A 25,435-nucleotide genomic window follows, 5' to 3' on the forward strand; every position below is an offset into this window, starting at 1 on the left:
CTTCAGAGAATTGAAAACACGATGACAACAGCAGCGACAAGCGCCAACAAGTCTTCACGAGGCCGAGCATGGTCGCGTGGAATTCTGGCTGGGCCAGTGTGTTTCATCGTGTCCGCGCTAGTGATGGCGGGTGCAGCGCTTTGGTATCCAGAAGGGCCAGCGCATATCAATAACATCGCAGTGCCTATCGCTTTGTTTCCTGCGATTTGGGCGGTGCTTTTTTTCTATCTCATGCTCGACAAGAAACTCGGTCGTGCATGGACAGTAGCGCTTGTATTGCTGGCGGTGCACACCGGCCTCATCGGCCACCATTTTTATGAAGTAGAAGCAGCTAAGAAATCGCAAGCTGCTGCGGTTCAGGCGGAGCCTGCAAAATGATTGAACTCAGCAAAGGTCGTACAAAAGAACTGCTCGCTATTCATGGTTGGAGCGGCGTGTTTTTGGGCTTGTTGTTGTATGTGGTGATTCTCACGGGCTCGATTGCGGTCTTCGAGCGTGAAATCAGTCAGTGGTCTGCGCCACTATCGCACCCGACATATCAATTGCCTGCTACGGGAATGGATGGCGCACTTCGCAAAGCGACTGACGCTGTCGATCCGAAATTCCACGAAGATATTTTCTTCTTCTCGGATGCTGCGGGTCGCATTCGCATGTTCCTCCACATGCACGATAAGAAAGATGGCAAGCCTGAAGATCGTGGTGTCGAGTTTGATATCGATCCCAAGACCATGGCCGTTCTTGATCGGCGCGAAGGTTGGGGCGAAGACATTCAAGAACACAATATGCCGAAGGCACTGGCAGACTTTTTTGTAGAGCTGCATGTCAGTCTGCATTTGCCTGATCCATGGGGTTTGTTGCTAACGGGCGTTCTTGGCTTGGCGATGTTGGTTGCAGCGGTGACCGGCTTTCTTGTTCATCGCCATCTGATTCGCGAGTTGTTCACGCTGCGTCGTAAGAAAGATGTGCTGCTGACGCGTCGTGATGCCCATGTGGTGGCGGGAACGTGGAACCTGCCGTTCTCATTCATCCTTGCATTTACCGGCAGCTATTTCAGTTTCGCCAGCGCGTTTGCGATTCCTGCAATGGCGATGGTTGCGTTTGGTGGCGATCAGGAAAAGCTGTTTGAAACAGTGATCGGCGCACCGGCTGTCGAAAACAAAACGCCATCGACGTTTGGCGATATCGACAAGATGATTGCCGATGTTCGTAGTCGTTCTGGTGCAGAGCCGGGCTTTGTCAGCATCGAGCATTTCGGACGTGCCGATGCGCAGGTCACGATCTCAACGCTGCCGCCAGAAGGCAAGATGGTGGGGCAGACCTATCTTTACAAAGGCGATACCGCAGGCTTTATTCAACAAAAGCCTGCGCTCGGCGTTGTGCCTTCTTTGGGCAATGATTTGTTCGTGTTGATGGCGCCACTGCATTTCGGAAACTTTGCAGGCTTGTGGAGCAAGGTCGCGTGGTTTGCGCTCGGCTTTGCCGGTGCCTACGTGACGCTGACGGGCATGTTGTTATGGACCACGCGTCGCGCTGATCAGCCCGGCTGGGCCAAGCTTGCGCGTGCATCGTACTGGGTGGGTTATGGCTTGCCGCTTGCGTTGGCCGCGGTTCCGCTGGCCCGCTTCATCGCCCCGTTGTTGGATCTAAATATTCGTAGCACACAAAACTGGACGTTCATCGCTGTTGCCTTGCTCGCCAGTATCGTTGCGCTACTTGTTCGTGATCTACACGCCTTGCGACGCTTGCTGTTAGGCGGAACGGGCGTTGCCTTGTTGCTAATGCCCTTGCTGCGTTGGCTCAGCGGTGGCCCAAGTTGGGCGATGGCCTTTGATACAGGCCTAACCACCGTGATCGCTTTTGATATCACTTTGATTGTTGCTGGCGTGCTCTGCGTGTTGAGTGCGCGCCGCGTTGTGCCGATGGCGACTGCCGCTACTCTGAAGGTGCAGGCCGCATGAGTTACACCTCTATCGCTGCTGTGATCGCATTGATCATCAGCTTGTGGCCTTTGTTCTTTTTGGCGCGACACGATCCCAAGCGCTTGCGCACGATTCGTCAGCATCACCTCAAGCCGCATGTTCGACGCACTCGGCAGTTTTATGGTGCGATTGTTTTGTTGCCCGGCATTGTTTTGATTGCTCGTGGTGACTGGCCGGCATTCTTGATCTGGATGGGCGCGCTTATCGCAATTGGTTGGTTGCTCGTGCAAGTGCTGGCGTTCAAAGCGAATCAGCTTCCAATTAAAAAACCCCGCTAGTGCGGGGTTTTTATTGAAGCAAGAATTAAATTGCGGGTGAAGTGTTTGCAGTTACTTCAACCGGCGTCGCATGCCAACGATTAGCGCGAGCAATGCTTGGCAGATCGTTAAAGCGAACACCCATCTCGCGCATCACCTTATGCGCAACCGGCGCAGTCAGTTGGCGAATGTAGAACGGTTCTTTCACAACGAAGTGATGAATCGCATGCGTGCTGCCGAAGTTGAAGCAGAACAGTTGGAACGGCCACATCAGCGGCGTGTTCAACACCTGGCACTGTTGCATCACGTTCTTGTCTTCGATGTCGCCGTAGTAGTGCATATTGCTGCTGACGAAATGCAGGCAGAACATGCGCAGCGCGTTAGGTGCCAGCCAAGTCACGGCGAGGAAATTCACTACCGCCATTGTCGGCGCAACAAAGCTCCACCATGGAATTGCGTGGCCCATTGCAGCCGCGCCCCAATTCACAGCGTGATAAATCAGAAAGCCGTGCCACAGCGTGTAATAGATGCGACCGAGTGGCAGATAGCCAAGCAGCTGTTCGCGACCCAGTGCGATGGCTTCAGCGTGCGACTTCGGGTTCTGCGCTTTGATGAAGCGGCGTGCGAGCTTGGCCATTTCCAACGGACGCAGCCAGATCGACAGCATCTGGTCGCTCATCATCAGCACACGCTTGATGCCCCAAGCATGACCATTGGTGATGCCCTGTTCTTCAAGATCGGTGCGCGTGCCGGAATGTTTGTGGTGATGCAGATGCATGCGGCGACGCGTCCATGGGCTGATCGTGCTCGGGCGGGCCAACCACACCAGCGCCATCATCACGTTATGCGCCCAAGGCTTGTTGCGGAAATACATCAGGTGAATCAGATCGTGTTCCAGCTCGTGCGTGAACGATGCAAAGATCGCCACCACCGGTACGCAGACATACCAAGCGATCAGGTCGAAGTAATACAGCGTGCCCATCGCGATCATGCCGAGCAGGGAGCCCGCAAGAATCAGCGCGCCGATCAGGTTCTGCTTCAGCAGAATCGGATGCTGCTGGCGCAGTCTGGCGCCTTCTTGCAGCACCACGGCCTTAATGTGTTCGGTTTTCTGCGCGTCCGTCATCGCCGCGCTTGCCAATGTAGCGTTCATCACGACATCCTTGGTGAACAAAGTAGATGCCGAGCAGTCTAGTGATACCCGCGGCCCGGCACTTGTCTACAGCCGCCAATCGCTTGGCTGACGACGACCGCTGCAGGCCTGCCCCTTAGGATGGCGTGATGAAACCGTATTTAAAAATTGCCGCGCTCTGTGCGGGTTTGATCGCGCCGGGACTCGTTTTTGCACACTCCTTCGGCCGACTCTACAACCTGCCGGTGCCGTTCTGGATGTATGCCTATGGCGCAGCAGCGGCGTTGGCGGTGTCGTTTCTACTGATCGGTTATTTCGTCAGCGTGGGTTCTGCCGTCAGTTCAACGCCATCGCGTGACCTGCGTAACGCAGCTTGGGTTGTGGCACTGCGTCGCTTCCGACTGATCTCGATACTCAAAGCGGGCAGCTTGCTCGGCTTGCTGATGTGTCTGCTCACCGGCTTCTTCGGCAGCCAAAATCCTTATTACAACTTCAGCATGACCTTCTTCTGGATCGTGTTCGTGTTGGGCTTCACCTATCTCACCACCTGCGTCGGCGATCTCTACGCCAGCATCAATCCTTGGAAGGTGATGGTCGATGCGTTGAATCGCGTCATCAGCGGGTTCACGCGTGGACGCATCTCGTATCCAGCGGCGCTGAGCCATTGGCCTGCATTGCTGCTGTACATGGCCTTCATCTATATCGAGCTGTTCGCGCACACCAAGCCATTTTCCTTGGCGGCTATTTTGTCGGCGTACACCGTTCTGAATCTGTTCGGCGTGTGGCTGATCGGTTCCGCCGCTTGGTTCCGTTACTGCGAATTCTTCAGCGTGTTTCTGGGATTGATCGCCCGCATGGCGCCACTGGATTACGCGCCGGGCAAGCTGCGTCTGCGTGCACCATTTATCGGTTTGCTGGAAACACGCGCAGAAAGTTACGCGCTGTTGCTGTTCGTATTGTTTGCCTTGTCATCCACCGCCTTTGATGGTCTGCGTGAGACCCTGCCGTGGGTGAATATTTTCTGGGCGGACAAGTTCAACATCATCACGCCGATACTAGGCAAACCGCCGGTGTATTTCTACGCCATGCTGCGGCCGATTTATGCGATCTACGAAACGGTTTGTTTGTTGTTGTCGCCGTTTGTGTATCTGGCCGTGTATTTGTTGTTCATCTCGATGGCGAAGTGGATTACGCGTAGCTCGCTGACACTGCGTGAACTCGCACTGCGCTTCACGTTCTCGCTGTTGCCGATCGCACTCGTCTACAACATCACGCACTACTACACGTTGATCTACACGCAGGGCGTCAAGATCATCAGTATCGCGTCAGATCCATTCGGTTTGGGTTGGAATTTATTCGGCACCGCTCACTTCTTCCGCGCACCGCTGCTGCCAGACATGGGTTTGATCTGGCACACACAAGTCGGACTGATTGTGTTCGGCCACATCGTCAGCGTGTATCTCGCGCACGTTGAAGCGCTGCGCACTTTTGAAACGCCGCGCAAAGCGCTGCTGAGTCAGTTGCCGATGTTGGGATTGATGATGTTATTCACGGCAAGCGGCCTGTGGATTCTCGCGCAGCCCATTACTAGTGGCGGATGAGTGCGTAACTGCCAGTGATTATGTGTTGATGTTTTGTCTGACAGAGAGACAGTGGTGATGGCAGGTTTGTGCCAACTGCTGACCGTCAACGATGAGAACTCAACGGCAGAAAGCAGGCACTCAGAACTCATGAAAAATCAGATTGGACCTCATATGTCATGCCCTTCCCGTTCCAGCCTTTCAGAGCCCAATTGGACGACGGAATGAAACAAGGCCACCCGTTTTGAGATAGTAGTTGTGCCACTTGCTGAGCAAGTACCGATGCACTCTCTGCTGAGATGCTCACCCAGAACCCGTATTGTTCAAGCCCTGGCTCATCTCCATACATGACGTGCATTTCGATGTCTTCGGCTTTTCCAAGAAAGTAGTAACCATCGACGTAGTGCGAACTCTCTCGCTCTTTATAGTCCGAGATTTGAGCCGCTGAGAATGCGACCGAAGCAAATGCGGAAAGCTCCTGAGACCTCGTGGCTCGCACAAAGATATCGGCTTGTTCTTTCATGAGGTCCAACGCCTAAATTAACCTGCGGACCCGCCGGAGGCGGGGGCGTCAGGTTGAATGCATTGTTGGGCCAACGTGGCTACGTATTGATCTACTGCTCTTAACACTGGGCCATTGATTTCCCAGAGTTCATAAACATAGAAAATTAAGCCACATGCTAGCGGCCACAGAAGGCTCCATACATTCCTAAGCCCTGTGTACCCCCAAAAGTTGGACACAAGTGGGATTGATCCGAGGAGCACGATGAGTACTGCGAAGAACCGAAGGCTTGAGTGCTTGTTGTAAGTGCGAATCGCCGCCGCAACTATTTTACGTTGTTCTGCCTTCGGCTTTCCCGTAAGCGCAGGATACTGGCCAGCCCTAAAGTACATAGGCCCAACTACAATTAGACCGCCTAATGGCGGTAAATAATTGCCGCAATTGGGCGGTTTTTGTCGAGCGGTTCATTCGTAAGGCACTGAATTCGCGTGGGTCTAAAAGTACTATCGCCGGATTAGACCGCTAAATCAATTTCCGCAGTTGGACGCTCTAAACCAGACGTTCGCCACCATCGGCAATGGGCTGATAGCTGCCCCATCCAACATCACTCGTTAGTTAGATGGCCAAGCCCCATTGGTAACTCTCACAGCATAGAAGCCACTGTAAGCATCCGAATACCAAATCTCTTTACGCTCCGGCACAAACGTAGGCTGCGCCATCGCAAAATTACTCTGCACTAGCACCGGCGTGATGCGCGGATATTGTGGTGCGTTGAAGTAAGCGATTTCTTTGGGATGATGAACATCGCGGATATCGAATATGCGCAGGCCGGAGAGGATCATCGTGCATGCAGCAATCGTTGGGTTCACGCTGCTGGATACGTTGCAGTAATGTCCGGCATAACCCTGGCCAATGAAACTCGCGCCGGGATCGTTGGCGATAGCGCCAAAGTTTTCCGGGTTGTGAACTTCAAGGCGTAGATTGGAAACGACCTTGGGCTTTGTTTCGTCGCCGATGTCGATAATGCGCGCGGCGCCGACATTGCCAGCAGAGCCGGGCAAGCCAGTGGCGGGGATGCCACCGCGAGCGAATTCGTCGATCTCTAATAAATATGGACGACCATTCTTGCTGAATGGAATCGCATTCTGTGGAATCGACATCGCCGGCCAATTGAGTCGAGACACTTCACGCACTTGCGGATTCGGTTTGCGCGCTTGAATCTCAGAGACGTCGAGGATGATCAGTCCGCGATCATGATTCGGATCCGGCACGTCGCAGCTCAATGCATAAGCGCAGGCCGCGCCGGGAATGCCAACTGCTGCGAGGTATGCGCGATTGCCATCAGCGCTCAGCGTTAGGCCGTGCGATGCGTAAGGCAAGATGGCCAGTATCTTTGGATTTGAGAGATCGGCGATATCAATCGCTGTGAGCGTTGGTGTGCCGGGCGATGCGGAGTAGAAGGTTTTGCCATCGGGTGACATGCCGCTTTCATGGCCGAGCACGCCGGTCAGCGTCGTCGATTTCCAAACTGGATGACGACAGTCTTGCGAGATGTCGTAGAGATCAACCAAGCCGGGACCAAAAGCAGGATTGCCGAGCACCGCAGCCAGCACGCCACGTTTCTCATTCACCACCAGTGATTCATGCGGAGACAACATCGCGGGTGTGTTGAGCGATGTGGTGAGCACAGGATTTTTTGGGTCGCTCATGTCGAGCACATTCACGCCGGAGGTTTCGTCGAGAATGTTGGCGGGATAAATAAACGTGCTGTCGTAGTACGCGCAATCGTGACCTGAGGCATCGACATAACGCACGACTTTGAATCCACCGACCGAACCCAGTGCGTTGGGCGTGATGTGCGAGCCAACCAATTCTGTGTTGCAAGTAAAGCCCAGCGCGGCAAGACCATTGTCTTGATCTGCTTTGCTCACGCGGCCTTGAAGGCCCGTCTCAGGCCGCGAACCGGTGCCGCACTTTGCTTTCGGCGTTGCCGCTAGCGATACGAGGCCGCCGTTATTTGTCGTGTCTGTAGAGCTGCTGCGCGAACACGCATTGATGCCTGCGAGCGTGGCGATGGCAATGACAGAACCAGCAAGCAAACGGATCATAAGCAACTCCTTATCGCACGAAATATTTTACGGGCGCGTTATTTTTACGCGCTTATTTCCAAACACCATTCGTAACGCGAATCACGTAGAAGCCGCTGTAGCCATCGCTGTACCAAATCTCTTTACGCTCTGGCACAAACGATGGACTCGACATCGCCCAGTTGCTGGCCTCGAACACTGGCGTGATGCGTGGGTACACCGGCGCATTGTAGTAAGCGATTTCTTTCGGGTTATGCGGATCGCGAATATCGAATATGCGCAGACCAGAGATGATCATGCTGCAAGCAACAATTGTGGGATTCACGCGCGTCGGCACATTGCAGTAGTGACCGCCGTAACCTTGTACTGGAACACCAGCGCCCGGATCCCCATCGCGTGCGGCTTTGTTCTCTGGCTGATGAACTTCCAAACGCAGATTGGAAATAACCTTGGGATTCTTTTCGTCCCCAATATCAATGATGCGACCCGCGCCGATCTTGCCTGCGCCGCCGCCTGCGGTGGAGTCGGTGTATTCATCAATCTCCACCACATAAGGATGGCCCTTGATGGTGATGGGAATTGCGTTCTGCGGAATGCTCATCGAGTCCCACTTGATGCGTGAGATTTCGCGCAGCTCTGGGTTGGCTTTGCGTGACTGAATATCAGAGCTATCGAGAATGATCATGCCCGCGCCGCCGCCCGCAGCAACATAAGCGCGATTGCCGTCAGCGCCGATGGTGAGACCGTGAGACATGATTGGCGCAATGAGCAAAGGCACTGGGAACGAGAGATTCGAAATATCAATCGCCGTCAGCGTTGGTGTGCCGGGCGATGCGGAGTAAAAAGTATTGCCGTCAGGCGAGATGCCGCTTTCGTGGCCGAGTACGCCAGTGAGCGAAGACGATTTGAAAATGGGATGGCGGCAATCTGCTGAGATGTCGTAGATGTCCACCACGCCTGGACCGAAGGCCGGGTTGCCCAGCACCGCAGCGAGCACGCCACGTTGATGGCTGACGATGACGGATTCATGTGGCGACAACATTGCCGGCGTGACGAGCTGCGCCGTGAGCACAGGATTGGTCGGGTCCGTCATGTCGAGGACGTTCACGCCGCCCTGCAAGTCAATCAGGTTGGTGGGGAACAGCAGCGTTGAGTCGTAATAAGCGCAGTCGTGACCCGCTGCGTCGGTGTAGCGCTCAACCTTAAAGCCGCCGACCGTACCCACTGCATTTGGAACGGTGTATGAACCGACGAGTTCGGTGTTGCAGGTATAGCCCTCTGCAGCGCGACCGCTTTCGTGTTCTGCACGGCTCACACGTCCTTGTATGCCTGTTTCAGGGTTTGAGCCTGGGCCGCACTTTGCTTGCGGCGGTGGCAGTGGCGGGAGCTTGCTGATGTCTTCCGAGGTCGAGCCGGTTGGTGAGCTGCTTCTTGAGCAAGCGCTAAGGCTTGCCACGGCAGAGAGACTGACTGCGGCCAACAGAATGAGACGGTTCATGGTGTGCATTCTCTTAGTGAGATCTTTTAATAATGGAATTGGACCCTCGCCAACCTAACATAAGGTCTCACATGCTCCCAGCCAGAGATTTGGCTCTAGCGGCAGGGGGTTACGGCGCGATAGTACTTGCCATAAACCAGTCCGCCGCGACATCCTCTGCGGACTATTAAATGTGCAGCCTCAGCCTAGGGCTGCCACTGAACGCTCACCCATGAGCGCAAACTGAAACGATGAAACAGACCGCCACCGCACTCACTAGCTGGGCCAAAGCCATCCGCAAGGCACTGGATGCCGCTGGCGTGGACAGCGCGCGGCTGTTCGTTGAGGCGGGACTGGACCGGGCGGCGCTTGATGATCCCAATGCGCGTTATGCCGTTGATGCCACCACACGACTTTGGCGCTTGGCCGTCGCCGCCACAGCCGACGAAGCCTTTGGCCTGACCGTCGCGCGTTACGTCAACCAAACCACCTTCCACGCGCTCGGCTATTCACTCACCGCCAGCACCACACTGCGCGAAGCCTTTGAGCGCATGTTGCGTTACTTCCGCTTGGTCACCGACGCCGCCGATCTAACCTTTGAACTCGATGGTGATCGCTATCGCTTCGCCATCTGCCCACCAGAAGGCGGCGCACAGCCCGCTCCGGAAGCGATTGATGCATTCGCTTTGTTAGTGGTGCGTTTGTGCCGCGGTTTGTATCGCCGCGAATTCTCGCCGGTTGCGATATCACTGCGCCGTACATCGCCACACAATCTCTCAGCGTATGAACGTTCATTTCGTGCACCAATAACTTTCGGCGACACACAAAACGCACTGTGGTTTGCACGCGATGTGTTCGAACAAAAACTAGAAGGCGCTAACCCTGAACTCGCACGCCACAACGATGAAGTCGTCGTGCGCTATCTCGCGCAGATGGAAAAACAAAACCTGCGTGCACGCGTGCATGCCGCGTTGATTGAACAACTACCACACGGCGAACCCTCACAAGAGAAAGTCGCCGACACCTTGCACATGAGCCCGCGCAACTTCCAACGCAAGTTGGCAGAAGAAGGCACCTCATACACCGAACTACTCAACGACACGCGCCGTGATCTGGCCTTGTCGTATGTACGTGATCCCGGATACAGCTTGGGTGAGATTACGTATTTACTGGGCTTCTCTGACGCCAGCAGTTTTAACCGTGCGTTCAAGCGTTGGACTGGACAGTCGCCTAGTGCTTATCGCAGTTCGCCAACACAAAAGTAGTTACGCGAGCTTTACCTCGTCATATTTCCAACTGTTTTGGCACGTGCAACATCAGGACTGAGATAAGTTTGCTCCGGGATTTCTCCAAGACGAGACGGATGCACCTGTCCTGGCGCCAAGCCATAAAACTTCTGAAAGCTCATGATCAATGGATTCCACTTATCTGGATCAATTCGGTTTTCCACGCCATCCATAAGAATCGAAGGATGGACGTGTACTCGCTGAATCCGAACCTCAAAAACTTTCAATCCACCACGCCACTGTTCGTCATCATCCATAAGGCCGTGCGACGCAGATAAAACGGCCTCCATCTGAACCGGACATTCAGATGCACGAGCAGGCGCAATCGTTTCAGACGGCACTGGCGTCAGGCCCGCAATCTCGAACTTATTCTTCTCATGGCTGTAGCCACGCATCTGCTTGGCGCCAGGAATTGGATTCGATCCCGTTAGCTTAGCCAGGCGATCAACTGCATCTACCTGTGCAGGTGACGGAAGATTGAGAACCAGCTCACCGGTTCTTATTAAGTTCTCCGTCGTCTTCGAACTTCCATCCAGCCCCAGCATGCAACGCCAGCCCAGCCAAAATGCTGACGACATTGGCGCAATATTCATGCTGCCGTCTTCGTTGGTCGTACTGATCAAAACCACAGGCGTTCCGAAATAAAGAATCGCGGGTTCGATAGAAACAGTGTCAGGGGACTGGCGCTTCATTTTCAGCTCTCGGTAGTAAACGAGAACTGAATTTAGTTGGCGGCAGACAAATCGGCTGGCCGTTTTCGGTCATCCTATTCGGGCGGCGTCTATTCTTCGCGTGCAATACTGCTTGCAAGCAAGCGATCCATCATCCGAGGCATTCCAAATTGGAAAAAGTAGCGCTGTTTGTTGATGTTCAAAATATTTATTACACGACGAAGCAGGCGTTCAACTGCAATTTTGACTACAACGCTTTTTGGAAGATGGCGACGCACAATCGGCAGGTTGTGAAGGCGACGGCATTCGCGATTGATCGTGGCGATGAAAAGCAGAAGCAGTTTCAAAACATTCTGCGAGCGATTGGGTTTGAGGTGAAGCTCAAGCCGTTCATCCAGCGTGCTGATGGATCTTCAAAAGGTGATTGGGATGTGGGCATCACTTTGGATGTGATGGAGCATGCGCCGAGTGTGGACGTTGTGGTGCTGGCTTCTGGCGATGGGGATTTTGATCAGTTGGTTGATCGGGTTCGGGAGAAGCACAACGTCGCGGTTGAGGTTTATGGGGTTGAACAGCTCACGGCGGGTTCGTTGATTCGTTCGGCTTCTCGGTTTGTGCCGATTGAGAAGGGGTTGTTGTTGGGGCGCGGCTAGAAACGCGGAAGGCGGGATGCTCCCGCCCTACATTTTCTTGTCATTCCGAACGCAGTGAGGAATCTTATGTACAGGACGTACGGTATGCCGCGGGCGCAGGATGCGCAGGAGCGGCCAGCTCATCGTCTAAAAAGCAAGATCCCTCGCGATGCTCGGGATGACATGAAGGGTGCCCCTCAACGCAACTGACTGTCTTTACTTCCGCGTCGGTTGTAGCCGCTGAAGGTGCTGGCTTCACTGTCGTGCGCTTCTTGACAAGCCACGCAAAGGCGCACGCCGGGAATCGCTTCTCTGCGTTTCAAGGGAATCTCTTCACCACATTCGGCGCAATGACTCAGGCTTGGGCCTGTCGCGAGATTGCTGCGCGCGCGTTCAACGGCATCTTTGACCGTGGCATCGATCTGCTCTTGCACTGCACCTTCACGTGCCCAGCCGGTCGCCATGATTATTTCCCTCCGCGTGTCGCAGCGGGGGCGCGGCCTGTCCAGCGTTTGTAAGCGCGAGTGAAAGCGCTTTGTTCGGAGTAGCCGAGCAAGAAGGCGATGTCGACCAAATCAAGTGTGGCGTCGGCGAGATAGCGTTCGGCTAATTCGCGACGTACGTCGTCGACGAGCTGGGTGAAGCTTAAGTTGGTGTCTTGCAGCTTGCGTTGTAGCGTGCGGCTGCTGAGGTTGAGTTGCTTGGCGATGGTAGTGAGTTCTACATCGCCTTCGCCCAGCTGTCTGGCAATTGCAGCGCGTGCGTCAGCAATGGCATCACCGCGAGTCAACGATTGCATCTGACGTTCGGCGAGCTGCTCCATCATCTTGCGCATCGAGGCATCGGGTTGGATCAGTGGCTGTGCGAGCCAGTCCACCGACATCAGCAATCGATAGCGATCTTGTGAAAAGCGCAGCGGACAGCCGAGTACGCGTTCGTGTTCGGTGAGATCTTTTGGCGCGGCATAGGTGAAATCAATTCGCAGCGGATTGTTGCGACGGCCGCTGATCCAGCGCGAGAAGGTGACGAGGCCGGCGAGGTTGTATTCCGCCATTTGGCGATAAGGGTGTTCGACGTCTGGATTCCAGCTTAAGCAAAGCTGGCCGTTCTCCATCGTTTGTTCCATCGGTCCGATATCCAGCACCAGCGCGTGATAGCGACGCAGGCCAGAGAGTGCTTCGCCCAAAGTGGCGCAATTCATCGCGACATAGCCGAGCGCGCCGTAATGGCCGGGGCGGATTTGTTCGCCCGCGTGCAGGCCGAGGGCGTCGTCATTGAGGAGCGCGGCGGCGCGGTCGAACAGGGCGGCGCATTCGCTCTCGGCGAGGCGAGCATCACGGTCTTCAAGGTCGATTTGCCGGCCTTCCAGCAACTGCTCCAGCGTCAGGCCGCGCGTCTGCACATAGTCCAGCAGCCCGCGCAGGTAGGCGAGGGACGCGGTGTGTCCGGTGGCGTGTGCGGTCAAAGGGTTTGGCATGGCGAGTCAAGAGAATAGCGCCCTGTAGGCCGAAAATGCACCAGCTTCATAAAACCTAGAGCGAGAGAGTCCATGCAGGCAGCAACAGAGTGGCTACAGACAATGTTTGGCGGCGGCGATGTGGACTGGAAACAAGTCCTGCTGATCGGCATGTCGCCGGTGTTTCTGATCGCTTTCATGATCGAGCGCCGCGTGATGGCGAATCGCGGTGAGCGTCGCCAGTTTGAGTGGCGCGACATCATCGCCAATCTTGGCCTGGGTGCCAGCTATCAAGTATTCGAGCTGATCGCGCATGCGTTGTTCACGGCTGTGGCGGTCACTTGGTTTTATGAACATCGCTTGTTCGACATGCCGATCAACGGCTGGACGATCCTGCCGATCTTTATTGCGGTCGAGTTTTGCTACTACTGGTTCCACCGCACCTCGCATCGCGTGCGCTGGTTCTGGAGTGCGCATGTGGTTCACCACTCCAGTGAGCGCATGAACTTTACGACGGCGATGCGTCAGAGCTTGCTGTACTCGATCACGGGTTGGTGGTTGTTCTTTATGCCGCTGGTGTTGCTGGGCGTTCCGCCTGCAGTCGTGTTCTTCCTCTATGCAGTGGATCTGTCGTATCAGTATTTTGTGCACACCGAATCAGTCGGCAAGTTGCCAGCTTGGTATGAATACATTTTCGACACGCCTTCCAACCATCGCGTGCACCACGGCCGCAATGAGGAATACATCGACAAGAATTACGGCGGCGTGTTGATCATCTTTGATCGCTGGTTCGGCACCTATGCCGAAGAGCAGGCCAAGGTCGATTACGGCATCACGCGCCAAGTGCGTAGCTACAACGTGCTCACGCTCAACTTCCATGAGTTCATTGATATGTGGCGCGATGTGATGCAGCCCGGGTCACTGACGCAGCGCATCAAACATCTGTGGGCGCCGCCGGATTGGACGCGGGTTGAGCAGGTTGAGATTACTAAAGACGAGAAGGTGGTTGCTTAGGCAGAATCTGTTTAGATCGTCATTCCCGCCTACGCGGGAATGACGGAGTGTTTTTGAATTCGACATAATTGCTTACGAATCGCGCCGCAACGTACGGCGCACGGCAAGGAGAGCGGGATGGAAATCATCAACTGGCTGGCGCAATACATGCTGATTGCAGCCATTCCCTATTTCCTGATTTTGATTGGGCTAGAGCTCTACACACTCAAACGCGCGCCACGTGTTGCTGGCCTGCGTGGTTACGAGTGGCGTGATTATTGGACCAGCATCAGCCTTGGCGTGATCAAGCTGGCAATGATGGCGATCTGCGGCCTCTATGTGGTGCTGGCGTTTGCCTGGGTTTACGAGCATCGCGTGTATGAGTTGTCGCCACTGACGTGGTGGACATGGCCGCTGCTGTTTCTGGCCGATGACTTTTGCTACTACTGGTATCACCGCTTTGCGCATCGCGTCCGTTTATTCTGGAGCGAGCACGTCAATCATCACTCCAGCGAGTACTACAACCTCGGCACTGCGCTGCGTCAGTCGACGCTGGAACCCGCGTATGGATTTATCTACTGGCTGCCGCTGGCATGGATTGGTTTTCATCCCGCCGCGATTGCAGTGCAGGCGGGTGTGAGTCTGCTGTATCAGTTCTGGATACACACCGAATCAATTGGCCGCATGGGTTGGTTCGAGAAAGTGTTCAACACACCTTCTCATCACCGTGTGCATCACGGCAGCAACGGCATTTACATTGACAGGAACTACGCAGGCATCCTGATCATCTGGGACAAGCTGTTCGGAACGTTTCAGGAAGAGCGCGATGACGTGCCGGTGAAATATGGTCTTGTCACCAACATCGACACTTATCGCCTTGATCGCGTGATCTTTCACGAACTCGCACACCTGTTTCGCGAGGCATGGCATGCGAAGAAGTGGTCACACAAATTGGCTTGGATTTTCGGGCCGCCAGAATGGTCGCCGACTGGATTGAAGTTTCCACCGGATCATCCGCGGTATCAGCAACAATCCAATAAGACTTGATTGTAGGGTGCGCTGTGCGCACCGCTTGAGTGTTCTAAAAGGATTGTCGGTGCGCACAGCGCACCCTACCGGCGCAGCTCGCGCGCAGCGAGCGCATCCTTACTACTCTGCGCCCAATACGCCACCGCCGAGTCATGCAACCATGGCCGTATCGATTCAATCGGCCGCCAGCGTTGATGCGAAATCGAAGCGCGTGTCATGAAATCGAACAGGGTTAAGTGCGTGCGCAGGATTCGCATATGCCGATGCGGTTCAATCGGATTGAACATGCCGGGCATGCGCAGCATCTGCCAAGGATTCTTCTTTACCCAAAGCCACGAACCGAGTTCGAGCGTGAAGGGAATGAACAAACCTTGCGCCTGCGTCTTCGACTGATCGTAGAGGTAATCCCAAAGATCGCCATGCGTAGTGTATTGGCGAGACTGCGGTTCGATCACGTAGATGCTGTGATGCGGATAAGTATTGCGGAACAGTGTGCGCAGCGAATAAATCTCGGCGAGACAATCAATTGGCTCACTGGTGCGTGCGTAGGGAAACCACAAACGATCACGCGTACCGAAACCTGAGTGGCAATCAATCGCCATGCTGAATTTATGCGGAAATAATTTTTCCTGCACGACGCGGCACACCATCTGCGCCTCGTCTTGCATCGGCTCGCCACGACGGCCGCGATACCACGGCAGATGCTTGCTCAGGCGTTGTCCGCCCAGCAGCCAATGCGCGCCAGACGTAGCGTCCACCGGCGCATTGCGCATCAAGTCCACGCCGTTGCCATTGCAACGCGTTTGATTGCGCATGCCTGCCGGATTGATCAACGGCACAAACACGATGCGAACGTGATCGAGCATCTGGGAAAACGTATCGTCCCAACGCAGCCGCTCAATCAGCGTATGCAAATACGCCAGCAACACCTGCGTGCCAATGCGCTCTACGCCGTGCACGCCGCCAAAGAAACCAATGGCTGGAACTTCTGGTGCGGTAGAGCCCATCTCCAAACAATGAATTGGCATCCGCTCGCCGCGATGCACTACCTCGCCTAAAACCTCCGTGCGCAGCAAACCACCAGCTCGTTTAATCAGAGCTTGGAGTTGTTCGAGTTCAGGTAGTGGTTCTGGCCGCCGCGCCATTTAGGTTTCAGTAATTCAAAAAACAAAGCGCGCCATTGTATGCGCGGTAAACATCTCGAATGTGAATGTATTGTGTCAACGATCCCAAGGTGCAGTCTCGCCTGCAAATGACTGCGCTAGGAAATCCACCATCAAGCGCACCTTGGCACTTAGATGGCGACGGCTTGGATATACCGCCAAGACTTCGATGTCTGCCATGCGATAGCCGGGGAGCAATTCGATCAACCGCTTTTGGCGCAGGTCTTCGCCGATCAGGAACGTGGGTTGCCAGATCACACCCCCGCCCATGATGGCTGCTGCACGTGCGGTATCGCCGTTGTTGGTGTGCATGGCGTAGCGCACTTTTACGCTGTGCTTATTTCCAGCGGTGTCGACGAAGTGCCATTCGTCTGCGGTTTGTGCGTAGGTGTAACCGAGGCAGGCGTGTTGAGCCAGATCAGACGGATGCTTCGGTGGCGGACGTTGCAGCAAATATCCCGGCGATGCGCAGACGATATTGCGTGACGTCGCCAGCTTGCGTGCGGAATAACTGGTGGAGCCACCGCGTGAAATGCGGATGCCCAGATCAAAACCTTCTTCCACCAAATCAACGACGCGATCAGCAAGAACCACGTCGAGTTCTACCTCTGGATATTTCTCCATGAACTTCGGCCACAGCGGTGCGAGGTGGAGGATGCCGAAACTCACCGGCACGTTGATGCGCAAACGTCCGCGCGGGCGTGTGGTGCTTGCTGAGGTTTGGCTTTCAGCTTCGGCGACTTCTTCCAAGATCAGTCGGCAACGCTCATGCAGAATTTCGCCGCTTTCTGTCAGCGATAGCTTGCGTGAACTGCGATTGAGCAGGCGCGTGCCAAGATGCGCCTCAAGCTCGTTGATGTAGCGCGTCACATTGGCGGGTGAGGTGTCGAGCGCTTCTGCGGCTCTGACGAAACTGCCGCGTGCGACTACAGAGGCGAATACTTCAAAAGCCTTTAAACGATCCATGTCAGGCTCAATCATTCAGGAATACTGAATTAATAATGCAGTTTCGCTGCCTTCATTTACAAGTTATGCGAGTTCAAGATGGCGTCACTGGATTCCCTGCCACTTCAATCAGGAGAGCTCACATGGACAGACTCAAAGGCAAGCGCGCACTCATCACCGGCGGCACCAGCGGCATCGGCTTGGAAACAGCCCGTCAGTTCATTGCCGAAGGCGCCCGCGTCGCGGTGACCGGCACCAATCCGGAAACGATCGAGCAAGCTAAGAAGATTCTCGGCGACCAAGCGTTGGTTTTGCGCGTCGATGCGGGTGATAGCGCAGGACAGGCTGCATTGGCCAAAACCCTCGCCGATTCATTTGGGCAACTTGATGCAGTCTTCCTCAATGCCGGTGTCGCGCAGTTGGCGCCCATTGAGCAGTGGGACGAAGCCGCTTGGGATCGCACCTTCTCAATCAATCTCAAAGGCCCTTTCTTCCTCGTTCAAGCACTGCTGCCGATTCTCGCCAACCCTGCATCGATCGTGCTCAACACGTCGATCAATGCCCGCATCGGCATGCCGAACTCCAGCGTCTACGCCGCTTCGAAAGCCGGTTTGATTTCGATGGCTCGCACATTGTCAGGCGAACTGATTGGCCGCGGCATTCGCGTCAATGCGGTTAGCCCTGGCCCAGTCTCGACGCCGCTGTATGGCAAGTTGGGTTTCGAACAGGCTGAACTCGAGAAAGTCGCAAGCTCGATTCGCGCGCAGGTGCCTGCTGGTCGCTTCGGTGAACCATCAGAAATTGCCAAGGCAGTCGTGTTCCTCGCTTCGGATGAAGCATCGTTCACAGTCGGTAGCGAACTCGTGATCGACGGCGGCATGAGCAATTTGTAAATCAGCAAAGCGGCGCTCGTTACGACGAGCGCCGCGGATATGAATATTCGGTGACAGCTATTGACTAGTTTCTATAATTCGATAAATATCGAAATATGAAATCAACCATTGCTGTCACCCGACTTGCGGCGTTAGCGCAGGAAAGCCGCCTTGTCATCTTTCGGTTACTCGTCCGGAAAGGCCCCGATGGTCTTTGCGTCGGCGATATTCAAGGCGCGTTGAAGGTGTCAGCGGCAACGCTGTCTTTTCATCTCAAAGAATTGACGAACGCCGGGCTGCTCAAATCGCGACAAGAAGGCCGCTTCATTTATTACGCGCCAGACTTTAAAGCGATGAACGAGTTGTTGGGGTATCTCACGGAAAGCTGCTGTGAAGGCAAATCTTGTGAGGTGAAGTCGTGACGCTAGCTAGACGTGCCGTTGCAGAAGGTTTGGGCACTGCGCTGCTGCTCGCAGCCGTTGTTGGTTCAGGAATCATGGGTGAGCGCTTGGCAGGTGGAAACGTCGCCATCGCTTTGCTCGCCAACTCCATCGCCACTGGCGGCGTGTTGATGGCGTTGATCCTGACGTTTGGCCCAATCTCTGGCGCGCATTTCAATCCGGCGGTGACGCTGGCTGATGCAACGCAGGGCGGGCTGCCGTGGCGTGAAGTTCCGGCGTATCTGGTTGCACAAATCATCGGTGCTTTTGCAGGTGTTGCTGCCGCGCATCTGATGTTTGGTGAGCCGGTCTACAGCGCATCGCTGCATGAGCGCTCTGGCGCCGCTCAAGCCTTCAGCGAATTTGTCGCAACGTTTGGTTTGCTCTCGGTGATCTGGGGTTGCGCAAGACTACGTTCGTCAGCGGTACCGTTTGCAGTGTCGGGTTATATCGTTGGTGCCTATTGGTTTACGGCTTCGACTTCATTCGCCAACCCTGCAGTGACGCTGGCCCGCGCTGCGAGCAATACCTTTGCAGGTATTCGTCCAGATGATGCGCCGCTGTTTATCGTTGCTCAGCTCGCTGGTGCTTTTGCCGCCACCGTACTCTTCCGCTGGTTGATTCCTTCTTTGCCCACTACCGCTTCGAACGTTGTCGTTCCGCACGACGCTGTCGAAGGAGAACAGAAATGAAAACCGTGATTTTTGCCTGCGTACATAACGCAGGTCGTTCGCAGATGTCCGCGTCCTTCTTTAACCACTTGGCTGATCCCACAAAAGCGCGAGCCATCTCTGCAGGCACACAGCCTGCTGATCGAGTGCACCCAGAAGTTTTGGAAGTGATGAAGGAAGTGGGCATTGATCTGACGAACGCTATCCCACAGAAATTAACTGCGGAGTTGGCGCAAGGCGCGACGCTGTTGGTGACGATGGGTTGTGGCGACGAGTGTCCTTATGTGCCGGGCCTACGTCGTGATGATTGGCCGCTGCAAGATCCGAAGGGACAGTCCGGCAATCGCGTTCGCGAAATCAGAGATGACATTCGTAATCGTGTTGCTGAGTTGTTGAAGGCGGAAGGTTGGGGCGCGTGAGTCGTATCCGACTATTGTCTGATCCTGAGCATTTACCAGCGTTGAATCCGCAATATGCGCATCGACGCCCTGCAATTGGCTTAGGTCCTAACGATCCAAAGCCTCGTATCTTGTTGCTCTATGGGTCACTGCGTGCACGTTCGTTTTCGCGGCATGCGACGGAAGAGGCGGCGCGTCTGCTGAATTACTTTGGTGCGGAGACGCGGATATTTGATCCTTCCGATCTGCCGCTGCCAGATCAGATTTCTGGTGACAAACATCCGGCCATTCAAGAACTGCGCGAGCTATCGATGTGGTCCGAAGGACACGTATGGTGCAGTCCAGAACGTCACGGCCAAATCACCGGCGTGATGAAAGCGCAGATCGATCATCTGCCGCTGAACATGGGTGGTATGCGACCGACGCAGGGACGCACGCTTGCGGTCATGCAGGTATCGGGCGGATCGCAATCATTTAATGCAGTGAACACGCTGCGATTGCTCGGCCGTTGGATGCGGATGTTCACGATCCCGAACCAGTCGAGTGTCGCAAAGGCATTTGAGGAGTTCGACGCTGACGGACGCATGAAGCCGTCGGCGTATTACGATCGCATTGTCGATGTGATGGAGGAGCTGGTTCGCATCACGGTGTTGATGCGGCCGCATGCTGAGCAACTTGTTGATCGTTACTCGGAGCGGAAGGAAGGTGGCGTGGTGATTAATCCGGCGACCGATCTTTCATCGATTGCGATTGCGCGCGAATAGGCGATAAAAAAGCCCGGACGATTCTTCAGAATCGCCCGGGCCTTGTTCAAAAATCTTAATGCGTCGTTGGGTGAATGCTGCCCGTGGTCACAAGACGATTGATCTTTTGCATCACGAACAGTGGTCCGATCATCAGGAATTGCACGTCGTCTGCAAAGGAAGGCTTGGCGCCTTCAACGTGGTGACCGTAGAACTGGATCGCCCAAGCAACAATCCAAACAGTGGCGCTGATCCACAACAGTGACAGGCCGTGCGATTGAATTGCGACGATGCCGGCGAAGCTGAGCAATGACCAAACTGCACCGACGACTAAGCTGCCGAAGGACAAACGCAGGTAGTAAGGCATGCCGACGAATAGCGCGAAGACAGTGGCAAGGTTGATGTACGGCGCGAGCTCAGCCGATACACCGGGAATGAAGCGGCCAATCGGCACTAGCCACAGCAGGCCGAGCGTGGCGAAGAAGATTGCAGGAACGCAGAAAACATGAATCCATTGATTTACTGGGTTCTGGTGGCTTTCGGCGTAGGTGTCGAGAAACTGTTTGAGGCTGCGCATGGTGAAATCCTGTGTGACGGCCCGCGTTCGGCGAGCGATGTGCAATCATGCCGTAGCAAACGGCATTCGCGATGTAGGATGAGTAACAATCACTATAGGGAAAAATAGCCCCATATCTTTTGATATATGGCGGCGTATCAGTCCCTGAGCGCGTCGGCGATGGGTAGCCGCGCGGCGGTGATCATCGGCGGCATCGCCCCGAGAATGCCCAGGCCACAGGACCACAGCACGCCTTTGCTGAACAGCGCTGGGCTGACGAGGAACGCAAATTGGATCTGCGTGAACGACGCGCCGCTGATTGTCGACAGCGTATAGCCATTGAAGAGCAGGTAAGCGATAGCGCCGCCGATGATCGCGCCGCTGGCGCAAAGCACCAGGGCTTCGGCAAGGATTGAAGTCACCACCGGCAGGCTGCTGAAGCCGAGCGCACGCAGCGTCGCGATTTCCACCGTGCGGGTTTCCACCGATGCGTACAGCGCGTTGACCGCGGCGAACAGCGCGCCAATAGACATGATGCTAGCCACCAGCCAGCCAACAATGCGCATCGCCATTCCCAGCGTCCCGCCCTGTGCTGCGTAGAAATCCGGCTCGGCGATTGGCGCTTGGCTCAATTCGGGATTGGTGGTGAGCGCGTCTTTCAGCACGTTGAACGACGAGGGCGACTCAAGCAGTGCGGTGATCGAGTTGTAGGTGCTCTGGTGATAGGCATTCATCAGCACTTCGACATCCGCCCAGACTTCCGATTCGAAGGCACTACCGCCGGCTTGAAAAACACCGACGACGGTCCACTCGGCGCCGGAAAGGCTGATCGTGCTGCCCAACTCGAGGCCGGCGAATTGACCTTGCGCAGTGCGTCCGACCACCAACTCGCGGAGCCCCGGCGTGAACTGTCGTCCGGCGATGATCTGAACTTCCGGCCGAACCGTCCACGCAGCCTGGCTGACGCCGCGCATCAGGAGATTGCCGTCACCCGTGCTGTGCGCCAGCCTTGATGCGGACATGGTCACGCGCTCAATGCTGGCCGCAGGTTTGCCGTCGGCGAGACGCTGCATGCCAGGAGCGGACAACAGGGGCGCAACCTGATTGCGCTGAATGCTGCTGCCGGTCTCATAGGTTTCGCCGGTGCTCAGAATGATCACGCGATCAGCGCGGCCCGCGCGATCAAACACCGCTGCAAAACCATCTGCCATCGACAGCATTGAAACCATCACGCCGGAAACGCCAGCGAGACAGATCACCACGACAAGCGCGGTGTCCCAGCGCGATGGAAGGCTGCGCAGGTTCAGCATCGTGACCGCGAACAGTTGCTTAAGCATCAGCGCCTCGACAAACCGGAAACAATGTTGAGACGTGCTGAATGCCAGACCGGAATCACTGCGCTCACGACTCCCAAAGCGAACGCGAACGTGATGCCAAGACTGACAACGCCATCACCCATGCGCAGAACCGGAAAGACGGAGGCGATGGCATGTGACACCGGCTTGAGAATCAGCCAGGCTAGGCCCAAGCCCAGCACGCCGGAGCCGACGCAAAGCAGCAGGGCTTCGGTCCCTACCAGCGCTGCGACTTTGGCGTCGGTGAATCCCAGCGTCTTGAGCACTGCGAGTTCGGGGATGCGCTCACGGAATGAACGCATCATCGTGTTGCCAGCGACGACGACGAGGGTGAAGAACACGGCGGACAACACGGCGCGGATAATCACGCCGACGTCGCCGATCTGCGCCATCATCGAGCGCTGTTGTTCGGATTCGGTTTGCGTTTTGCTGGGGTTGTCCGAATTCTGAAACATCGTGTCGATTTGCTTGGCCACTGCTGGCACTTGCGCCACGTCTTTCACATGCACGAAGTAAAGATCGACACCGCCCTTGGTTGCGCGAGTCTCGTCGACGTAGTCGTAACGCACGAAGGTGCGCATGGAGCTGACGCCTTCGCCGAGGAGTTCGGTGTTGTAATCAAACAGGCCGACCATGTCGAAATCCCAATAAGTGCCGCCGTCAGCACGGGGAATACGATGGGTCGACAAGGTAATACGGTCGCCAATTTTCCAGCCGTACTTGGTCGCCAGATCGCGTCCGACAATGATGCCCGTGCGTGTCGCTTCCAACGCCTTGATCTGCTCCGGCGCCACCACGAAGCGGCGATCGGTTCTGAACATCTGCGGATCAATCGCTACCGAGGGTTGAGTGCTGGTGCGACTGTCCTGGTAGCTGAAGGGAACAATGACGCCGGGCAGTGCATTCCGTACGCCAGGTATGGCTTCAATCTGCGAACGATAGGCGTAAGGGAGCGGCTTGCCGAAGCCGTAGCGATTGGTGGTGAGTAGTGTGTCGGCGCTTGCCGTCTTGCCGCCGAGGGCCAGCGTGGAACCCACCGCCTGGAGCATGCCGTACAACATGAACGCGGCGGCAATCGACGCTGCAGTCAGCACGGTGCGCGCGCGGCGGCGCCACAGCATGGACCAGATCAGCGGGATAAATTTCATATCTACGCGTTCTCGGCAATGGCGATGCGTTGATCTTGCGGCTGCCATTGTGCGCAGGCCGGCCATATTTGCGCCACTGCCAAAACGGGAGGGCTTGCAGGAGCGCGCGCTGTGCGCTCCTGCATCGTTGCTATTGCTGCAACGCTTCCAGCTGGCCAGAAAGCGACAGCCACTCTTCTTCCGCCGTCTCCAGCTGTGCATTAAAGCCGCGCTGATCTGTTTGTAGCTTCAACACTTCTGCTTTGCGTGCTGGCACATAGAGACTGTCGTCGAGCAACTTGTCGTCAATCTGCTTGCGCCACTGACGCAGCTTTTCCATGCGCTGTTCGAGTTTCTTGATCGCGTCGCGCAGCGTTTTTTCTTGCTGGCGATCAACGACTTTTTTCTCGACTTTAACGGCAACAACGCCGCCATCGGGCTTTGCGTCTTTTTGCGCATTGCGATCACGCGTGGTGAGCCATTTGGCGTAATCGTCGAGATCACCGTCGAACACTGAGCAACGACCTTCAGCGACCAACCAAAGTTCTTCGCAGCAAGTGCTGACCATGTGACGGTCATGTGAGACGAGTACGACGGCGCCTTCAAACATCTGCAGCGCGGTTTCGAGTGCGTGACGCATTTCGAGATCAAGATGGTTGGTCGGTTCGTCGAGCAGCAAGAGGTTTGGTTTTTGCCAAACCACGAGTGCGAGTGCGAGACGTGCTTTTTCTCCGCCGGAGAATGGGCCGACCGGTTCATACACGCGATCGCCACGGAAGTTGAACGTGCCGAGATAGTCGCGCAGCGTTTGTTCGGAGATGGTGCGATCAAAGCGTTGCAGATGCAGGATTGGTGATGCTTTGAGATCGAGCTGATCAACCTGATGCTGCGCAAAGTATCCGATCTTCAAATACGGATCGCGCATCACTTTGCCTGCGAGCGGTTCAATCTTGCCTGCCAGCGTTTGCATGAAGGTGGATTTGCCCGCGCCGTTAGGACCGAGCAGGCCAACGCGATCGCCGGGCTGGAAGGAGAAGCGAATGCCCGAGAGAATCGTGCGCTCGCCGTAGCCGACTTTCACATCGTCAAAGCGTACGAGCGGAGACTGCATGCGCTCGGGTTCGCGGAATTCAAAACTAAATTCGCTATCAAAGTGTGCAGGCGCAACCAGCTGCATCTTTTCCAACTGCTTGATACGCGACTGCGCCTGACGCGCTTTACTCGCATGTGTTTTGAAGCGGTTGATGAAGGACTGCAAGTGCGTGACTTGGCGCTGCTGCTTCACATAGCTCGCCGACTGCACCGCAATGCGTTCTGCGCGCGTGCGCTCAAACGTTGAGTAGTTGCCGGTATAGAGAATGCCTTTGAGGTTTTCGACGTGCAGCGTGTGCGTGCAGACGCTATCGAGGAAGTCGCGGTCGTGTGAAATCAGCAGCAAGGTGCCGGGATACGTCGGCAGGAATTCTTCCAGCCAGATCGCAGCGTCGAGATCGAGATGGTTGGTTGGTTCGTCGAGCAGCAACAAATCCGAACGGCACATCAGCGCGCGTGCAAGATTCAAACGCATGCGCCAGCCACCGGAGAAATCGGCGACGGCTTGAAGTTGTTCTTGCGAGCCAAAGCCGAGGCCGTGTAGCAACTGGCCTGCGCGTGCGCGTGCGGAGTAGCCACCGATGTCGTTGAGGCGATCGTGAATCTTGGCGATGCGCGGGACGTCGTGCGCTTCTTCAGCTTTAACAAGATCACGTTCCAGCTTACGCAGCTCTTCGTCACCGTCGAGTACAAATTCAATTGCTTGATCTGGCAGCGCGGGTGTTTCCTGCGCTACGGTCGAAATCGATAACGATTTGGACACAGACACGTTGCCCGTGTCAGCGGTGAGCTGACCAAGCACGAGTGCAAACAGGCTGGACTTGCCGGTGCCGTTCTTGCCGACCACGCCGACATGCCAGCCGGGATAGATGGTGAAGGAGACGGAATCGAGGAGCGTACGAGCGCCGCGGCGGAGGGTGGCGTTATTAAGGGAAATCATGCGGCGCGCAGTTTACTCGTCCGCCATAAGAAAAGGCGGCCCGAGGGCCGCC

The 25,435-nt window shown here is 55.6% G+C and carries 26 protein-coding genes; 13 read left to right on the forward strand and 13 right to left on the reverse strand.

Annotated features, from left to right (window positions below; all coding sequences use genetic code 11):
* Positions 1–21: 21 nt before the first annotated feature.
* Genes CJD38_RS10635 through CJD38_RS10645 form a run of 3 tightly spaced genes read left to right on the forward strand, consistent with a single transcriptional unit; the run spans position 22 to position 2,257 of the window.
* Positions 22–378 carry a hypothetical protein gene (locus tag CJD38_RS10635; RefSeq protein WP_206362950.1) on the forward strand — a complete coding sequence of 119 codons (357 nt, stop codon included), beginning with the start codon at positions 22–24 and terminating at the stop codon, positions 376–378.
* The gene (locus CJD38_RS10640; RefSeq protein ID WP_107940294.1) at positions 375–1,958 is read left to right on the forward strand and encodes a PepSY-associated TM helix domain-containing protein; all 1,584 of its coding nucleotides are present in this window, start codon (positions 375–377) and stop codon (positions 1,956–1,958) included. The genes CJD38_RS10635 and CJD38_RS10640 overlap by 4 nt, the downstream gene beginning before the upstream one ends.
* The gene (locus tag CJD38_RS10645) at positions 1,955–2,257 is read left to right on the forward strand and encodes a hypothetical protein (protein WP_107940295.1); all 303 of its coding nucleotides are present in this window, start codon (positions 1,955–1,957) and stop codon (positions 2,255–2,257) included. Before CJD38_RS10640 ends, CJD38_RS10645 begins: the two co-directional genes overlap by 4 nt.
* A gap of 25 nt (positions 2,258–2,282) precedes the next feature.
* Here the strand turns inward: CJD38_RS10645 and CJD38_RS10650 are convergent, their stop codons facing one another.
* Positions 2,283–3,389: a fatty acid desaturase gene (locus tag CJD38_RS10650; RefSeq protein WP_107940380.1), complete on the reverse strand. Its 1,107-nt coding sequence runs from the start codon at positions 3,387–3,389 to the stop codon at positions 2,283–2,285.
* Between the two features lie 128 nt (positions 3,390–3,517).
* Between CJD38_RS10650 and CJD38_RS10655 the strand changes: the two genes are divergently transcribed.
* Positions 3,518–4,969 carry a hypothetical protein gene (locus CJD38_RS10655; RefSeq protein WP_107940296.1) on the forward strand — a complete coding sequence of 484 codons (1,452 nt, stop codon included), beginning with the start codon at positions 3,518–3,520 and terminating at the stop codon, positions 4,967–4,969.
* Between the two features lie 127 nt (positions 4,970–5,096).
* Here the strand turns inward: CJD38_RS10655 and CJD38_RS10660 are convergent, their stop codons facing one another.
* From CJD38_RS10660 to CJD38_RS10675, 3 genes are all read right to left on the reverse strand, one after another.
* Positions 5,097–5,471 (reverse strand): hypothetical protein, encoded by a 375-nt coding sequence (locus tag CJD38_RS10660; protein WP_107940297.1) that lies wholly within the window; start codon positions 5,469–5,471, stop codon positions 5,097–5,099.
* Positions 5,472–6,061: 590 nt separating this feature from the next.
* Positions 6,062–7,558, reverse strand: a complete 1,497-nt coding sequence (locus tag CJD38_RS10670) for an LVIVD repeat-containing protein (protein ID WP_107940299.1) — start codon at positions 7,556–7,558, stop codon at positions 6,062–6,064.
* Between the two features lie 52 nt (positions 7,559–7,610).
* Entirely contained in the window at positions 7,611–9,035 is a 1,425-nt protein-coding gene (locus tag CJD38_RS10675) for an LVIVD repeat-containing protein (protein ID WP_107940300.1), read from the reverse strand.
* A gap of 230 nt (positions 9,036–9,265) precedes the next feature.
* Here CJD38_RS10675 and CJD38_RS10680 point away from each other — a divergent pair, with 230 nt between their 5' ends.
* Complete coding sequence (locus CJD38_RS10680) at positions 9,266–10,279, forward strand: AraC family transcriptional regulator (RefSeq protein ID WP_107940301.1); 1,014 nt, start codon at positions 9,266–9,268, stop codon at positions 10,277–10,279.
* 11 nt (positions 10,280–10,290) lie between these two features.
* Here the strand turns inward: CJD38_RS10680 and CJD38_RS10685 are convergent, their stop codons facing one another.
* Positions 10,291–10,992 carry a flavin reductase family protein gene (locus CJD38_RS10685; protein WP_107940302.1) on the reverse strand — a complete coding sequence of 234 codons (702 nt, stop codon included), beginning with the start codon at positions 10,990–10,992 and terminating at the stop codon, positions 10,291–10,293.
* A 149-nt stretch (positions 10,993–11,141) separates the two neighbouring features.
* On the opposite strand from CJD38_RS10685, the gene CJD38_RS10690 reads away from it, so the two are divergent.
* Positions 11,142–11,624, forward strand: coding sequence for a LabA-like NYN domain-containing protein (locus CJD38_RS10690; protein WP_107940303.1), 483 nt, complete (start codon positions 11,142–11,144; stop codon positions 11,622–11,624).
* Positions 11,625–11,800: 176 nt separating this feature from the next.
* Here the strand turns inward: CJD38_RS10690 and CJD38_RS10695 are convergent, their stop codons facing one another.
* Positions 11,801–12,067 (reverse strand): DksA/TraR family C4-type zinc finger protein, encoded by a 267-nt coding sequence (locus CJD38_RS10695; RefSeq protein WP_107940304.1) that lies wholly within the window; start codon positions 12,065–12,067, stop codon positions 11,801–11,803.
* Positions 12,068–12,069: 2 nt separating this feature from the next.
* On the reverse strand, positions 12,070–13,080 hold the full coding sequence (locus CJD38_RS10700) for an AraC family transcriptional regulator (protein WP_107940305.1): 1,011 nt from the start codon (positions 13,078–13,080) through the stop codon (positions 12,070–12,072).
* Positions 13,081–13,152: 72 nt separating this feature from the next.
* On the opposite strand from CJD38_RS10700, the gene CJD38_RS10705 reads away from it, so the two are divergent.
* Positions 13,153–14,073: a sterol desaturase family protein gene (locus CJD38_RS10705; RefSeq protein ID WP_107940306.1), complete on the forward strand. Its 921-nt coding sequence runs from the start codon at positions 13,153–13,155 to the stop codon at positions 14,071–14,073.
* 117 nt (positions 14,074–14,190) lie between these two features.
* On the forward strand, positions 14,191–15,099 hold the full coding sequence (locus CJD38_RS10710) for a sterol desaturase family protein (protein WP_107940307.1): 909 nt from the start codon (positions 14,191–14,193) through the stop codon (positions 15,097–15,099).
* A 65-nt stretch (positions 15,100–15,164) separates the two neighbouring features.
* On the opposite strand, the gene CJD38_RS10715 is transcribed toward CJD38_RS10710, so the two are convergent.
* Complete coding sequence (locus CJD38_RS10715; protein WP_107940308.1) at positions 15,165–16,226, reverse strand: M14 family zinc carboxypeptidase; 1,062 nt, start codon at positions 16,224–16,226, stop codon at positions 15,165–15,167.
* A gap of 75 nt (positions 16,227–16,301) precedes the next feature.
* Positions 16,302–17,210, reverse strand: coding sequence for a LysR family transcriptional regulator (locus tag CJD38_RS10720; protein ID WP_107940309.1), 909 nt, complete (start codon positions 17,208–17,210; stop codon positions 16,302–16,304).
* Positions 17,211–17,332: 122 nt separating this feature from the next.
* On the opposite strand from CJD38_RS10720, the gene CJD38_RS10725 reads away from it, so the two are divergent.
* The 5 genes from CJD38_RS10725 to arsH all read left to right on the forward strand — a co-directional run bounded on the left by CJD38_RS10725 (position 17,333) and on the right by arsH (position 20,334).
* Positions 17,333–18,082 carry an SDR family oxidoreductase gene (locus CJD38_RS10725; RefSeq protein ID WP_107940310.1) on the forward strand — a complete coding sequence of 250 codons (750 nt, stop codon included), beginning with the start codon at positions 17,333–17,335 and terminating at the stop codon, positions 18,080–18,082.
* A 95-nt stretch (positions 18,083–18,177) separates the two neighbouring features.
* Positions 18,178–18,483: an ArsR/SmtB family transcription factor gene (locus CJD38_RS10730; protein ID WP_107940311.1), complete on the forward strand. Its 306-nt coding sequence runs from the start codon at positions 18,178–18,180 to the stop codon at positions 18,481–18,483.
* Positions 18,480–19,193, forward strand: a complete 714-nt coding sequence (locus tag CJD38_RS10735; RefSeq protein ID WP_107940312.1) for an MIP/aquaporin family protein — start codon at positions 18,480–18,482, stop codon at positions 19,191–19,193. The genes CJD38_RS10730 and CJD38_RS10735 overlap by 4 nt, the downstream gene beginning before the upstream one ends.
* Positions 19,190–19,591 (forward strand): arsenate reductase ArsC, encoded by a 402-nt coding sequence (locus CJD38_RS10740; RefSeq protein WP_107940313.1) that lies wholly within the window; start codon positions 19,190–19,192, stop codon positions 19,589–19,591. Before CJD38_RS10735 ends, CJD38_RS10740 begins: the two co-directional genes overlap by 4 nt.
* The gene (gene arsH / locus CJD38_RS10745) at positions 19,588–20,334 is read left to right on the forward strand and encodes an arsenical resistance protein ArsH (RefSeq protein ID WP_107940314.1); all 747 of its coding nucleotides are present in this window, start codon (positions 19,588–19,590) and stop codon (positions 20,332–20,334) included. Before CJD38_RS10740 ends, arsH begins: the two co-directional genes overlap by 4 nt.
* Before the next feature lie 55 nt (positions 20,335–20,389).
* Here the strand turns inward: arsH and CJD38_RS10750 are convergent, their stop codons facing one another.
* The 4 genes from CJD38_RS10750 to CJD38_RS10765 all read right to left on the reverse strand — a co-directional run bounded on the left by CJD38_RS10750 (position 20,390) and on the right by CJD38_RS10765 (position 25,383).
* Positions 20,390–20,890 (reverse strand): Mpo1 family 2-hydroxy fatty acid dioxygenase, encoded by a 501-nt coding sequence (locus CJD38_RS10750; protein WP_107940315.1) that lies wholly within the window; start codon positions 20,888–20,890, stop codon positions 20,390–20,392.
* Positions 20,891–21,027: 137 nt separating this feature from the next.
* Positions 21,028–22,206 (reverse strand): ABC transporter permease, encoded by a 1,179-nt coding sequence (locus CJD38_RS10755; protein WP_107940316.1) that lies wholly within the window; start codon positions 22,204–22,206, stop codon positions 21,028–21,030.
* Positions 22,206–23,372, reverse strand: coding sequence for an ABC transporter permease (locus tag CJD38_RS10760; RefSeq protein WP_161554213.1), 1,167 nt, complete (start codon positions 23,370–23,372; stop codon positions 22,206–22,208). Before CJD38_RS10760 ends, CJD38_RS10755 begins: the two co-directional genes overlap by 1 nt.
* A gap of 130 nt (positions 23,373–23,502) precedes the next feature.
* Complete coding sequence (locus CJD38_RS10765; protein WP_107940318.1) at positions 23,503–25,383, reverse strand: ATP-binding cassette domain-containing protein; 1,881 nt, start codon at positions 25,381–25,383, stop codon at positions 23,503–23,505.
* Between the last annotated feature and the right edge of the window lie 52 nt (positions 25,384–25,435).

It is taken from the genome of Stenotrophobium rhamnosiphilum (assembly GCF_003052265.1).
GTDB classification, from domain to species: Bacteria; Pseudomonadota; Gammaproteobacteria; order Nevskiales; family Nevskiaceae; genus Stenotrophobium; species Stenotrophobium rhamnosiphilum.

What these genes read in the sequence shown, in the direction of transcription:
- CJD38_RS10700 (WP_107940305.1), bottom strand. Translation starts at nt 13,080, where the DNA reads ATGCCAAACCCTTTGACCGCACACGCCACCGGACACACCGCGTCCCTC.
- CJD38_RS10720 (WP_107940309.1), bottom strand. Translation starts at nt 17,210, where the DNA reads ATGGATCGTTTAAAGGCTTTTGAAGTATTCGCCTCTGTAGTCGCACGC.
- CJD38_RS10695 (WP_107940304.1), bottom strand. Translation starts at nt 12,067, where the DNA reads ATGGCGACCGGCTGGGCACGTGAAGGTGCAGTGCAAGAGCAGATCGAT.
- CJD38_RS10660 (WP_107940297.1), bottom strand. Translation starts at nt 5,471, where the DNA reads ATGAAAGAACAAGCCGATATCTTTGTGCGAGCCACGAGGTCTCAGGAG.
- CJD38_RS10670 (WP_107940299.1), bottom strand. Translation starts at nt 7,558, where the DNA reads ATGATCCGTTTGCTTGCTGGTTCTGTCATTGCCATCGCCACGCTCGCA.
- CJD38_RS10730 (WP_107940311.1), top strand. Translation starts at nt 18,178, where the DNA reads ATGAAATCAACCATTGCTGTCACCCGACTTGCGGCGTTAGCGCAGGAA.
- CJD38_RS10750 (WP_107940315.1), bottom strand. Translation starts at nt 20,890, where the DNA reads ATGCGCAGCCTCAAACAGTTTCTCGACACCTACGCCGAAAGCCACCAG.
- CJD38_RS10765 (WP_107940318.1), bottom strand. Translation starts at nt 25,383, where the DNA reads ATGATTTCCCTTAATAACGCCACCCTCCGCCGCGGCGCTCGTACGCTC.
- CJD38_RS10650 (WP_107940380.1), bottom strand. Translation starts at nt 3,389, where the DNA reads ATGAACGCTACATTGGCAAGCGCGGCGATGACGGACGCGCAGAAAACC.
- CJD38_RS10640 (WP_107940294.1), top strand. Translation starts at nt 375, where the DNA reads ATGATTGAACTCAGCAAAGGTCGTACAAAAGAACTGCTCGCTATTCAT.
- CJD38_RS10760 (WP_161554213.1), bottom strand. Translation starts at nt 23,372, where the DNA reads ATGAAATTTATCCCGCTGATCTGGTCCATGCTGTGGCGCCGCCGCGCG.
- CJD38_RS10655 (WP_107940296.1), top strand. Translation starts at nt 3,518, where the DNA reads ATGAAACCGTATTTAAAAATTGCCGCGCTCTGTGCGGGTTTGATCGCG.
- CJD38_RS10725 (WP_107940310.1), top strand. Translation starts at nt 17,333, where the DNA reads ATGGACAGACTCAAAGGCAAGCGCGCACTCATCACCGGCGGCACCAGC.
- CJD38_RS10675 (WP_107940300.1), bottom strand. Translation starts at nt 9,035, where the DNA reads ATGAACCGTCTCATTCTGTTGGCCGCAGTCAGTCTCTCTGCCGTGGCA.
- CJD38_RS10705 (WP_107940306.1), top strand. Translation starts at nt 13,153, where the DNA reads ATGCAGGCAGCAACAGAGTGGCTACAGACAATGTTTGGCGGCGGCGAT.
- CJD38_RS10710 (WP_107940307.1), top strand. Translation starts at nt 14,191, where the DNA reads ATGGAAATCATCAACTGGCTGGCGCAATACATGCTGATTGCAGCCATT.
- CJD38_RS10685 (WP_107940302.1), bottom strand. Translation starts at nt 10,992, where the DNA reads ATGAAGCGCCAGTCCCCTGACACTGTTTCTATCGAACCCGCGATTCTT.
- CJD38_RS10755 (WP_107940316.1), bottom strand. Translation starts at nt 22,206, where the DNA reads ATGCTTAAGCAACTGTTCGCGGTCACGATGCTGAACCTGCGCAGCCTT.
- CJD38_RS10715 (WP_107940308.1), bottom strand. Translation starts at nt 16,226, where the DNA reads ATGGCGCGGCGGCCAGAACCACTACCTGAACTCGAACAACTCCAAGCT.
- CJD38_RS10645 (WP_107940295.1), top strand. Translation starts at nt 1,955, where the DNA reads ATGAGTTACACCTCTATCGCTGCTGTGATCGCATTGATCATCAGCTTG.
- CJD38_RS10635 (WP_206362950.1), top strand. Translation starts at nt 22, where the DNA reads ATGACAACAGCAGCGACAAGCGCCAACAAGTCTTCACGAGGCCGAGCA.
- CJD38_RS10680 (WP_107940301.1), top strand. Translation starts at nt 9,266, where the DNA reads ATGAAACAGACCGCCACCGCACTCACTAGCTGGGCCAAAGCCATCCGC.
- CJD38_RS10740 (WP_107940313.1), top strand. Translation starts at nt 19,190, where the DNA reads ATGAAAACCGTGATTTTTGCCTGCGTACATAACGCAGGTCGTTCGCAG.